Consider the following 11,412-nt stretch of genomic DNA (forward strand, 5'->3'; position numbering starts at 1 on the left):
TGACGAAGAACAGGAGCGAAAAGGACCAAAAAATCGCCCAAAGCACACACGAAAACGGATACATCAAGCCAAGAAAAACTTTTTGGAGAAATTCAAAACAGCTTCTAAGTATGCGAAATATTAAACATTTTAATATATGCTGATTTATGAAAGGAATTGTTCTAGCCGGCGGTAGCGGTACACGGTTGTACCCTATCACCAAGGGAGTGAGCAAGCAGTTGCTCCCCATCTTTGACAAGCCGATGATCTATTACCCGGTATCAACACTGATGCTGGCGGGTATTAGAGAGATTCTGATTATCTCGACACCGTATGACCTGCCTTCGTTCAAACGTCTGCTGGGTGACGGCAGCAATTTCGGAGTACGCTTTGAATATGCCGAACAGCCTTCACCCGATGGACTGGCGCAGGCGTTCATTATTGGTGAACAGTTTATCGGCAATGACTGTGCCTGCCTGGTACTGGGAGACAACATTTTCCATGGCAACGGATTCAGTGCCTTGCTGAAAGAGGCGGTGCGCACGGCGGAAGAAGAAAAGAAAGCTACGGTATTCGGTTACTGGGTGAACGACCCGGAACGTTACGGAGTAGCGGAGTTCGACAGGAACGGGAACTGCCTGAGCATTGAAGAGAAACCGGAACATCCGAAATCGAATTATGCAGTGACTGGACTGTATTTCTACCCGAACAAGGTGGTGGAGATAGCCAAGAACATCAAGCCTTCGGCACGCGGCGAACTGGAAATCACTTCGGTAAACCAGCGTTTCCTGTCGGACGGAGAACTGAAGGTACAGACGTTGGGACGTGGTTTTGCCTGGCTGGATACGGGTACACACGACTCTCTGGCTGAAGCTTCTACATACATTGAAGTGATAGAAAAACGCCAAGGATTAAAGGTAGCCTGCCTGGAAGGCATCGCTTACCGCAAAGGATGGATTACGGCAGACAAACTGCGGGAAGAAGCACAGCCGATGCTGAAGAACCCTTACGGACAGTACCTGCTGAAAGTAATTGAAGAGGTAGCAAGAACCGGAAGGGAGAACCTGGAATAGCTGTAAATCAAAAAACTGATTGGCCAGGTTTTAGACAGTAAAGCATTTGAAACCTTATTCCTGATATCTGGCATCTGAAAATCAGCAACTGACAAAATATAAAATCATGGAAGTTATAAAGACAGATATAGAAGGCGTAGTAATCATAGAGCCGCGCATCTTCAAAGACGCACGGGGATATTTCTTTGAGAGCTTTTCGAAAAGGGAGTTTGAAGAAAAAGTCGGACACGTGGAATTTGTACAGGACAACGAAAGCATGTCTTCGTATGGCGTAATGAGGGGGCTGCACTTTCAGCGTCCGCCATACACACAGGCAAAACTGGTGAGATGTGTGAAAGGAAAAGTACTGGACGTTGCCGTAGATATACGCAAAGGCTCGCCCACGTACGGGAAGCACGTTGCCGTTGAACTGACCGAGGACAACCACAGGCAGTTCTTCATCCCGAAAGGGTTTGCACATGGTTTTGCGGTATTGAGCGAAACTGCAATATTTCAGTATAAATGTGATGAGTTCTACCATCCCGAAGCGGATGGTGGCATAAGTATTCTTGACGGAAGCCTTGGAATAGACTGGCGCATCCCGACCGCACAAGCCATACTCAGCGAGAAGGATACGAAACATCCGTTATTGAAAGACTTTGATTCACCATTTAACTTTTAGATAACCAGTTGACCAGTTGACAAAGTGTTTGGATATACGTTATTAGAAACTGCTTCGAATTTATCGTATGCCGATTTGAGATGTTTTACAGCAGGCTACCTGACGAAAAACAGAAGTAAACTTTGCCAACCGGTCAGCTGATACTTTGTCTATTAACAAAAGAAACAATGAATATACTTGTAACCGGCGCAAACGGCCAGCTTGGCAACGAGATGCGCATAATAAGCAAAGATACAGACGACTGCTACACGTTTACCGACGTTGTAGAAGTTGAAGATGTGGAAACAACAATACTTGACATAACCGATACAGATGCCGTAAAACGTATGGTAAAGGAAAAAAACATACAGTGCATCGTTAATTGTGCCGCTTATACTAACGTTGACAAAGCGGAGAGTGACGAAACTCTTTGCAGGAAACTGAATGCCGAAGCTCCGAGAATCCTAGCCGAAGCAATGAAGGAAGCGGGAGGAATGCTCGTGCAAATTTCAACAGATTATGTTTTCGGCGGAGACCCTTACAACACACCATGCAGAGAAGAGCAAAAAGGAACACCTACAGGTGTTTACGGCAAAACAAAACTTGAAGGCGAGAAGAATATCGAAGCCATGGGCTGCGATTACGTCATCATCCGGACAGCCTGGCTTTATTCGGAATTCGGCCGCAATTTTGTCAAGACAATGCTCAACCTTACAGCTACCAAGCCGAAACTGAACGTGGTATTCGACCAAGCTGGAACACCTACCTACGCATACGACCTTGCCGTAGCAATCAAAGCTGTGCTTGCCGACTATGAAAAGGAAAATCCGAAGGAAGGTTATTCCAAATGTGGCATATACCATTTCAGCAACGAGGGAGTCTGCTCATGGTTCGACTTCACAAAACAAATTGCCGAACTGGCAGGAAACACTGCCTGCGACATTGAGCCTTGCCATAGCGATGAATTCCCCAGCCCCGTGAAGCGTCCCGCTTACTCGGTACTTGACAAGACAAAAATAAAAGAAACTTTCGGACTGAAGATACCTTACTGGACAGACTCCCTGAAAATATGCATGAAGAACATGGGAGCAATACAACAGTAATAACCAAACAAACATAAAGATATGGAATTCAAGAGAAATATCATCATAACAGGTGGTGCAGGCTTTATCGGAAGCCATGTAGTACGCCTGTTCGTTAACAAATACCCTGAATATCGCATCATCAACCTCGACAAGCTGACGTATGCCGGCAATCTTGCCAACCTGAAGGATGTGGAGGACAAGGAAAACTATGCATTCGTAAAGGCGGACATCTGCGATTATGAAACAGTGAAGGAGTTGATGGAGAAGTACAACATTGATGGAATCATACATCTTGCGGCAGAAAGCCACGTTGACCGGAGCATTAAAGACCCGTTCACCTTCGCCCGTACAAACGTTATAGGCACATTGACATTGCTTCAAGCCGCCAAAGAATACTGGGAAAGCCTGCCCGAAGGATATGAAGGCAAACGTTTCTACCACATCTCTACGGACGAAGTTTACGGCGCACTGGAGCTGACCAATCCAGAAGGCATTGAATCTCCGTTCACGACGAAGGCAAGCTCGGAACACCACCACGCCTACGGAACAGAGTTCTTCACCGAAGAGACCAAGTATAACCCGCACTCTCCTTACTCGGCATCGAAGGCAAGTTCAGACCATTTTGTCCGTGCTTTCCACGACACTTACGGAATGCCGACCATCGTGACCAACTGTTCGAACAATTACGGTCCGTACCAGTTCCCTGAAAAACTCATACCTTTATTTATCAATAACATCCGCCACCGCAAACCGTTACCCGTATATGGCAAGGGTGAGAACGTGCGCGACTGGCTGTATGTAGAGGACCACGCAAGAGCCATCGACCTGATTTTCCATAAAGGCAAAATAGCCGATACATACAACATCGGCGGCTTCAACGAATGGAAGAACATTGATATCATTAAGGTGGTGATAAAAACCGTAGACCGGCTGTTGGGACGTAAGGAAGGTGAAGACATGGACCTCATCACCTACGTGACCGACCGCAAGGGTCATGACATGCGCTACGCCATCGATTCAAGAAAACTCCAACGTGAACTGGGCTGGGAACCGAGCCTGCAGTTTGAGGAAGGCATCGAAAAGACCGTCCGCTGGTATCTGGATAATCAGGCGTGGATGGACAACGTAACAAGCGGGGATTATCAGATGTATTATGATGAAATGTATAAAAACCGTTAACAAGCAACAACGGATTTTTCACCATACTACAAAAACAGTTTCTTAAAAAAAAGGATTACCGCTCACGCGGTAATCCTTTCCGTTATTGAGTTAGTAATTTAATTTGAGAGAATTGAAACTTCACAGCCTCATCAATGATTTTTCTAATAAGCACTAACTAATATATATTTAAAAGCAAATGAAAATGTCATACCTCATTGTTTGTTCACATTCTTTTGGGGAGTGTCCTTGACTGATGCATTCACCGAGTCGGGCTTATACGCCACCTGAGGGTCTTGCCGCTCCCGTTCAAACTGGTCGTAAACATAAACCACTTCCGATTTTCCGGTATTCATAGAATGTTTTACCACCCCTCCTATCGTGAAAAGGAAACCCATGATGACCGCAGCCTTGAATAAGGGCATCAGCCTCATCTGCAACGTGAGCCGCTTTGCTTTCACTACCGGACGTTCGATTTCCGCCAACAGGCGTTCATCAAAATCGTCACTCAGCTTAAGCATCTTCCCGGCATCCTGATAAGCGAACAAGGACCGGTAGCGCGACAAGTGTGCCGGCACTTCTTCTTGACGGAAGAAGCAACGCAGGATTTGTTCCTCTTCGAGCGAAGCCTCACAATTCCAATATTTCTCCAATAACTGTTCGATGTACTTATAGTCCATAGTCGTTTATCTCGTTATACTTTAATCTTATCCGTTGCCTTGCCCTAAACAGATTGACCTTCACCTGTTCTTCCGTCAGTCCCAATATAACCGCTATCTCCTTATAGTTTTTGCCTTCTATATCGCGGAGCTGAAGGATAGAACGCTGTTTTTCTGGTAATTCGTTTATCAGCCGATGTATAATGGACAACTGTTCATTTTGTTCCATCAACTGGTCGGGCATCTTTGCATCGGGCATTTCCTGCGTTTCCGGAGTCAATTCCAGGTTTTGCGATTCCATTTTCTGGCTTCGGTCAATGGCAAGATTACGGGCTATAGTAAGGCAATACGCCTCTATCGAGTCCATCTGCTGCCATTCGTCACGCTTGTTCCATACCCTAATCAGTGTATCCTGAACAATATCTTCCGCCTCCGCGCGATCGAAAGTGATGCGCAGTGCCAATCTGAAAAGCTTGTCTTTCAGCGGCAGGATATCTTCTCGAAAACTGATTGTATGCATTGCTTTCTATAATAATGACGGGTGAGTGACTGAAAAGTTACACTCACCCGCCGTTTTTTTTGAAATTATTTTTTTATCACTGTACCGATATCCTTTCCGATGGCTGATGCCGAGGTAATTATCACTTGTCCTACACCAGCTTCAAGGGCAGAAAATGCATTTTCCAACTTAGGAATCATTCCTTCCTTGATAATGCCTTTACCCACATATTCCCGGAATAAATTAGGAGTAAGCACAGGTATGACACTATCATCATCATTCTCATCACTCAGCACACCTTTTTTCTCAAAACAGTAGACCAACGTCACATCAAATATCTGAGCCAAGGCTTTTGCCGTCTCACCGGCTATCGTATCAGCATTTGTGTTGAGGATATGCCCTTTCCCGTCGTGAGTAAGTGGAGCCATCACCGGTATCACTCCCCGGCGGATGAGTGTTGCCAATGCTTCGGCATCCACCCGTTCAACATCACCTACAAACCCGTAGTCGATGTCCTTTACCGGACGCTTCACCGAACGGATGACATCCATATCAGCACCGGTCAAACCAATAGCATTAACACCTTTTGCCTGAAGACCTGCCACTATGTTCTTATTGACCAGACCTCCATAAACCATTGTGACTACCTTGAGAGTTTCGGCATCCGTTACGCGACGCCCGTTCACCATAGTGCTTTCAATGCCCAACCGGGAAGCCATATGCGTAGCAGAACGTCCGCCTCCATGCACCAGCAGCTTATAACCGGTCAGTACGGAAAAATCGTCTAACAGCTGATTGAGTGTATCGGCTTCCTCCACGATTTTCCCACCTACCTTTATAATTGTCAGTTTTTCTTGCATATATTTTCTATTTGACGAAGTATCAGTTGAGACGACAAGGATTTCCCGAAAACAACCAGGACCTTGTCAATCTGCCGTCTTGTTATCTATTTTATTCCAAATATGTATAGCCATACAGTCCCGAACGGTAATTTGCCAGAAATTCTTTGCCTTCTTCCAGCGAAATCTTTCCTTCTTTTACCGATTTCGTAACCCATGTTTCAAGGGTACGCACCAGCTTCTTCGGATTGTATTGCACATAGTCGAGCACTTCCGCCACGGTCTCGCCATCAATGACCTGATCAATGGTATAGCCTTTTTCGCTCACACTGACATGAACGGCGTTCGTATCACCGAAGAGGTTATGCATATCTCCTAGAATTTCCTGATAAGCCCCCACCAGGAACACACCGATATAATATGACTCTTTAGCCTTGATGGTATGCACCGGCAAGTCATGAGACACATTACGTGATGTTACGAAATTAGCAATCTTCCCATCGGAATCGCATGTAATATCCTGCAAGGTTGCCGTACGATCGGGACGTTCGTCGAGGCGCTGAATCGGCATAATGGGAAATATCTGATCGATAGCCCATGAATCAGGAAGTGACTGAAACAGTGAGAAGTTACAGAAATACTTGTCGGCAAGTAACTTATCGAGGTTACGAAACTCATCGGGTGCATGCTTCAGCCCCGAAGCAATCTGATTGATTTCACGGGTCACCGACCAATACATCCGCTCAATCTGAGCACGTGTCTTCAAATCTACAATACCATGGCTGAACAAGTCGAGGCTCTCTTCACGGATTTGTTGTGCATCATGCCACGCTTCCAACATCCGGCTTTGGTTCAGGTTATCCCAAATATCATACAGTTCGTGCACCAGTTCGTGATCGTCTGGGCTTACCTCAAATTCTTCGTCCATCGAAGGAAGCGAAGCCGTTTCAAGCACCTCGAATATCAACACCGAATGATGTGCCGTGAGCGAGCGTCCGCTTTCAGTAATGATGTTAGGATGCGGAATACCATTCTTGTTACTCGCATCCACCATAATAGATATGGAATCATTCACATACTCCTGAATGGAATAATTCACGCTGCTTTCACTATTCGACGAGCGTGTACCATCGTAGTCCACACCCAAACCGCCTCCAATGTCGACAAACTCTACGGGGAATCCCATCCGGTAGAGCTGTACATAAAACTGCGAAGCCTCACGCAATGCAGTCTTGATACGACGTATCTTAGTCACTTGACTTCCGATATGGAAATGAATCAGCTTCAGGCAATCTTGCATTTTCTTTTCTTCGATAAAATCGAGTGCCTCAAGCAGTTCACTGGAAGTCAGCCCGAACTTGCTGGCATCTCCCCCACTTTCTTCCCATTTTCCACTTCCAGAAGAAGCCAGCTTGATACGTATACCGATATTGGGACGTACATTGAGTTGCTTTGCCATTTTGGCTATGAGGCGAAGCTCGTTCAGCTTCTCCACTACCAGGAAAATGCGCTTTCCCATCTTCTGTGCCAGCAAAGCCAGTTCGATGTAACTCTCGTCTTTGTATCCGTTACAAATAATCAGCGAATCGGAGTCAGTATTGATGGCTATCACGGCATGCAGTTCGGGTTTCGAACCTGCTTCCAGTCCCAAATTGAACTTCTTGCCGTGGCTGATGATTTCTTCTACCACGGGACGCATCTGGTTCACCTTAATGGGATAAATGATGAAGTTCTGTGCATTGTAGCCATATTCCTCCGCTGCCTGTCGGAAACAATTCGAAATTTTTTCGATACGGTTATCCAAAATATCAGGGAAACGCACCAGCATCGGTGCTGTGACGTCCCGGAGCTGCAATTCATCCACCAATTCTTTCAAGTCGACTGCAACACCGTCTTTTCTGGGAGTCACTTCTACGTGACCTTTGTCATTAATCCTAAAATAGGAAACACCCCACCCCGTAATGTTGTAGAGTTCTTCTGAATCTTCAATACGCCATTTTCTCATTTCACAACATAAAAATCTTCGTTTATAATTATTTTGCAGTTGACCTGGGACTAAGTACCAGAACCAATAGCAGAACTATTAAAAAACCTGGTCAACTCTTTTCTTCCAACATTGTCCTCAACCGCTCTACGGATTCGCCTATCTGCCTCCGGTCTTCCAGCAGGCTAGAATCGAAATGATATTTTGCCTGACTGTAAAACGCCATACGCCCTGCCAGTCCGTCTTTGATGAAGCCCATCAGTTCCTCGTCGGTCTTATCCGCCAATAAGGGACGTTTGGCTTTTGCTACTTTCAGCCGACGAAACAAAGCTTCGGGTGAAGCATTCAGAAACACAGTATCGCCCGTGCGATTCATGTACGCAATATTATCGAAAAAACACGGAGTTCCTCCTCCGGCAGCTATCACCACATTCTCAAATTCACCTACCTCGTATAGCATATTGCGCTCCACTTCGCGAAAACCACTTTCTCCCCGCTCGGCAAACAGTTCGCGTATCGTACGGTGCATCCGCTCTTCGATGTACCAGTCAAGATCAATAAACTGCATACCGGCAGCACAGGCAAAGGCTTTTCCCAACGTTGTTTTGCCTGAGCCCATATAACCTATCAGATAAATCCGTTTCATTCCTTCCGTCTAGAGGTACTACGAATTTTACGTGTTTCGGCCTTCTCCTTCTGCAGTTCTATTACCTTGAAACAAGCATTAAGCGTCAGGTCTGCCGCCTCAATATTCTCGGGAATCTTGTAGTTTTTCTTCTCATAAGAAATGTAAGGACCATATTTCCCGTTCATAATCTGCAAGTCTGGATTCTCCTCGAACGTCTTGATAACACGCTTGGCGGCAGCATTCTGTTTTTCGTGTATCAGCTCTTCGGCTTCTGCAAGCGTAATAGTAAGCGGATCCATAGTTTTCGGAATGGATACGAACAATTTGTCGTAACGTACATAAGGACCGAAACGTCCTACACCGACCGAGACTTCCTTACCATCCGATTCACCCAGCACACGCGGAAGGCGGAACAAGCCAAGCGCTTCCTCCAACGTGATAGTCTCCAGCGAATATTCTTTCTGCAACTGAGCAAAACGCGGCTTTTCTGTATCATCGGCAGAACCTATCTGCACCACAGGACCGTAACGTCCGATTTTTACCGAAACCTGTTTGCCACTTGTGGGATCAGTTCCCAAGATGCGTTCGCCTACCTTGTGTTCTGACTTGCTCGACATTGTCTTCTCTACCAGCGGATGGAAATCTTCGTAAAAAAGTTCCATCACATCTGTCCATTTTTTTTCTCCCTCGGCTATCTCATCGAACTGTTTTTCGACATTTGCCGTGAAATTGTAGTCCATGATCTGAGGAAAGTATTCTTTCAAGAAATCATTCACTACGATGCCGACATCCGTAGGCAAAAGTTTCGCCTTCTCGCTTCCGGTCAATTCCACCTTAGTGCTTTCTGACATTTTTCCACCTTGCAACGAAAGAATCTTATACTGACGCTCTGTACCCTCACGATTGCCTTTCTCTACATACCCACGCTGCTGAATGGTGGATATGGTAGGTGCATATGTGGAAGGACGGCCAATGCCCAGTTCTTCAAGTTTACGCACCAAACTAGCCTCAGTGTAACGGAAAGGAGCCTGCGTGAAACGTTCGGTAGCGGTAATTTCCTTGTATTCAAGCGACTGCCCCACTTCAAGAGTAGAAGGCAGACGCATCTCACCTTCCGGCTCCACCTCATCATCGTACGACTCTTTATATACCCGTAAGAATCCGTCGAATGTCAACACTTCACCCACTGCTATGAATTTATCTTCGTGCCCGCTGATAGAGATAGTGGCAGTAGTTTTTTCCAACTCGGCATCCGCCATCTGCGAAGCTAACGTACGTTTCCATATCAATTCATACAAGCGGCGTTCCTGAGCCGTACCTTCTATAGTCTCATTCGACATATAGGTGGGGCGGATGGCTTCATGTGCTTCTTGTGCACCTTTAGTCTTAGTCGTAAAATGGCGGATATGCACGTACTTCTCACCCATCCGGGATACGATGGCTTCTTGACTGGTGCTCAACGCCAGGTCCGACAGGTTGACCGAGTCGGTACGCATATAGGTTATCAACCCGTTTTCGTACAACCGCTGGGCAAGCATCATCGTCTGTGCTACCGTATACCCCAGCTTACGTGCCGCTTCCTGCTGGAGAGTAGAAGTGGTAAACGGAGGTGCCGGCGATTTCTTCATCGGACGGGTGGTAATGTCTTCGATAGCAAACACAGCCTGCCCACACGACTGGAGAAAAACCTGTGCTTCGGCTTCGGTCTTAAACCGCCGCCCCAGTTCTGCACGGATTTCTGTCCCTCCGGCATTGGTAAAAATTGCCGTAACCTTATAGGACGCCTCACTCACAAAGGCCTGCACTTCACGTTCGCGCTCCACGATGAGACGAACAGCCACCGACTGCACACGACCTGCAGAAAGCGATGGCTTAATTTTCTTCCATAAAATGGGCGACAACTCGAACCCCACAATACGATCGAGCACCCGGCGTGCCTGCTGGGCATTTACCAGATTGATATCGATGTGGCGTGGATGTTCGATAGCCTTCAATATGGCAGTTTTAGTAATTTCATGGAATACAATCCGTTTCGTGTGCTCCGGCTGCAATTGCAGCACTTCATACAGATGCCACGATATGGCCTCTCCTTCGCGGTCTTCATCGGAAGCCAGCCACACCATGTCCGCCTTTTTAGCTTCTTTCTTCAGGTCATTGACCAGTTTCACCTTGTCTGCCGGCACCTCGTATATCGGGGCGAAATGATTTTTCACATCAACGCTGAACGACTTTTCCTTCAAGTCACGGATATGACCGTAACTGGAAAGCACTTTATAGCCGTTTCCCAGGAATTTCTCAATCGTCTTAGCTTTTGCCGGAGACTCCACTATAACCAGATTATTTTGCATCATTCCGTATTCCTATTAAAGTTTTCGGGACAAATGTATGAAAAAACCTGAAGTAAAACGATATAATAAGGTGGGTTTCTTGAAAAAATTCTTCATTTTTAGTGTTCAGCAAGCAGAAACATGTATCTGAAACCTCACAAAGACCGATGCAAACCTGTAACGGAACATAGAAGAAACTGTTTTGAATTTCTCAAAAAAGTTTTTCTCGTCTTGACGTATTCGTTTGCGTGTGTGCTTTGAGCGATTTTTGGACCCTTTCCGCTTCTCTTCTTCGTCAGATAGCCCGGCTATCTTCCTCATAGTAAAGACGCAAGATTTTGCGTCTTTACTCATTCCAAATCATCGCACGATAAATTCAAAACAGTGTCTTAATTTCTCCGATAATTTTGTTTGGCAGATACGAATCAATGTATAGAGTTTATGTAAATTAGTTATGATAGTTCCAAGGGTTGATTTTAATTCTGAGATTATGCAGTGCCATACATGTGGAAAAGATGTTTTCTACAAAGTTGTTTGCCCT

The 11,412-nt window shown here is 45.9% G+C and carries 11 protein-coding genes; 4 read left to right on the forward strand and 7 right to left on the reverse strand.

Annotated elements, in window-relative coordinates; all coding sequences use genetic code 11:
- Nucleotides 1-146: 146 nt before the first annotated feature.
- The 4 genes from rfbA (at nucleotide 147) to B5F78_RS14465 (ending at nucleotide 3,956) form a co-directional block, all read left to right on the forward strand.
- Nucleotides 147-1,052 (forward strand): glucose-1-phosphate thymidylyltransferase RfbA, encoded by a 906-nt coding sequence (gene rfbA, locus B5F78_RS14450; protein ID WP_022038893.1) that lies wholly within the window; start codon nucleotides 147-149, stop codon nucleotides 1,050-1,052.
- Between the two features lie 106 nt (nucleotides 1,053-1,158).
- Nucleotides 1,159-1,713, forward strand: a complete 555-nt coding sequence (gene rfbC / locus B5F78_RS14455; RefSeq protein WP_022038894.1) for a dTDP-4-dehydrorhamnose 3,5-epimerase — start codon at nucleotides 1,159-1,161, stop codon at nucleotides 1,711-1,713.
- 167 nt (nucleotides 1,714-1,880) lie between these two features.
- Complete coding sequence (gene rfbD, locus B5F78_RS14460; protein ID WP_087212020.1) at nucleotides 1,881-2,795, forward strand: dTDP-4-dehydrorhamnose reductase; 915 nt, start codon at nucleotides 1,881-1,883, stop codon at nucleotides 2,793-2,795.
- A 21-nt stretch (nucleotides 2,796-2,816) separates the two neighbouring features.
- On the forward strand, nucleotides 2,817-3,956 hold the full coding sequence (locus tag B5F78_RS14465; protein WP_087212023.1) for a dTDP-glucose 4,6-dehydratase: 1,140 nt from the start codon (nucleotides 2,817-2,819) through the stop codon (nucleotides 3,954-3,956).
- A gap of 194 nt (nucleotides 3,957-4,150) precedes the next feature.
- Here B5F78_RS14465 and B5F78_RS14470 read toward each other — a convergent pair whose 3' ends face one another.
- The 7 genes from B5F78_RS14470 to B5F78_RS17345 all read right to left on the reverse strand — a co-directional run bounded on the left by B5F78_RS14470 (nucleotide 4,151) and on the right by B5F78_RS17345 (nucleotide 11,192).
- Complete coding sequence (locus B5F78_RS14470; protein WP_022038897.1) at nucleotides 4,151-4,615, reverse strand: hypothetical protein; 465 nt, start codon at nucleotides 4,613-4,615, stop codon at nucleotides 4,151-4,153.
- Nucleotides 4,605-5,114 carry an RNA polymerase sigma factor gene (locus B5F78_RS14475; RefSeq protein ID WP_087212026.1) on the reverse strand — a complete coding sequence of 170 codons (510 nt, stop codon included), beginning with the start codon at nucleotides 5,112-5,114 and terminating at the stop codon, nucleotides 4,605-4,607. Before B5F78_RS14475 ends, B5F78_RS14470 begins: the two co-directional genes overlap by 11 nt.
- A gap of 65 nt (nucleotides 5,115-5,179) precedes the next feature.
- The gene (gene argB, locus B5F78_RS14480; protein WP_022038899.1) at nucleotides 5,180-5,953 is read right to left on the reverse strand and encodes an acetylglutamate kinase; all 774 of its coding nucleotides are present in this window, start codon (nucleotides 5,951-5,953) and stop codon (nucleotides 5,180-5,182) included.
- A gap of 91 nt (nucleotides 5,954-6,044) precedes the next feature.
- Nucleotides 6,045-7,937, reverse strand: coding sequence for a biosynthetic arginine decarboxylase (speA, locus tag B5F78_RS14485; RefSeq protein WP_087212031.1), 1,893 nt, complete (start codon nucleotides 7,935-7,937; stop codon nucleotides 6,045-6,047).
- Nucleotides 7,938-8,028: 91 nt separating this feature from the next.
- Nucleotides 8,029-8,562, reverse strand: coding sequence for a shikimate kinase (locus B5F78_RS14490; protein WP_087212034.1), 534 nt, complete (start codon nucleotides 8,560-8,562; stop codon nucleotides 8,029-8,031).
- Nucleotides 8,559-10,892, reverse strand: a complete 2,334-nt coding sequence (gene topA / locus B5F78_RS14495) for a type I DNA topoisomerase (protein WP_087212043.1) — start codon at nucleotides 10,890-10,892, stop codon at nucleotides 8,559-8,561. Before topA ends, B5F78_RS14490 begins: the two co-directional genes overlap by 4 nt.
- Before the next feature lie 105 nt (nucleotides 10,893-10,997).
- Nucleotides 10,998-11,192 carry a hypothetical protein gene (locus B5F78_RS17345; RefSeq protein WP_087407043.1) on the reverse strand — a complete coding sequence of 65 codons (195 nt, stop codon included), beginning with the start codon at nucleotides 11,190-11,192 and terminating at the stop codon, nucleotides 10,998-11,000.
- Nucleotides 11,193-11,412: the final 220 nt, after the last annotated feature.

The sequence above is a fragment of the Bacteroides sp. An279 genome (assembly GCF_002159615.1).
Taxonomy (GTDB): domain Bacteria; phylum Bacteroidota; class Bacteroidia; order Bacteroidales; family Bacteroidaceae; genus Phocaeicola; species Phocaeicola intestinalis.

Excerpts from the sequence above, each read along its gene's own strand:
- argB (WP_022038899.1), bottom strand. The coding sequence starts at position 5,953 with ATGCAAGAAAAACTGACAATTATAAAGGTAGGTGGGAAAATCGTGGAG.
- B5F78_RS14490 (WP_087212034.1), bottom strand. The coding sequence starts at position 8,562 with ATGAAACGGATTTATCTGATAGGTTATATGGGCTCAGGCAAAACAACG.
- speA (WP_087212031.1), bottom strand. The coding sequence starts at position 7,937 with ATGAGAAAATGGCGTATTGAAGATTCAGAAGAACTCTACAACATTACG.
- B5F78_RS14475 (WP_087212026.1), bottom strand. The coding sequence starts at position 5,114 with ATGCATACAATCAGTTTTCGAGAAGATATCCTGCCGCTGAAAGACAAG.
- rfbA (WP_022038893.1), top strand. The coding sequence starts at position 147 with ATGAAAGGAATTGTTCTAGCCGGCGGTAGCGGTACACGGTTGTACCCT.
- topA (WP_087212043.1), bottom strand. The coding sequence starts at position 10,892 with ATGCAAAATAATCTGGTTATAGTGGAGTCTCCGGCAAAAGCTAAGACG.
- B5F78_RS17345 (WP_087407043.1), bottom strand. The coding sequence starts at position 11,192 with ATGAGGAAGATAGCCGGGCTATCTGACGAAGAAGAGAAGCGGAAAGGG.
- B5F78_RS14465 (WP_087212023.1), top strand. The coding sequence starts at position 2,817 with ATGGAATTCAAGAGAAATATCATCATAACAGGTGGTGCAGGCTTTATC.
- B5F78_RS14470 (WP_022038897.1), bottom strand. The coding sequence starts at position 4,615 with ATGGACTATAAGTACATCGAACAGTTATTGGAGAAATATTGGAATTGT.
- rfbC (WP_022038894.1), top strand. The coding sequence starts at position 1,159 with ATGGAAGTTATAAAGACAGATATAGAAGGCGTAGTAATCATAGAGCCG.
- rfbD (WP_087212020.1), top strand. The coding sequence starts at position 1,881 with ATGAATATACTTGTAACCGGCGCAAACGGCCAGCTTGGCAACGAGATG.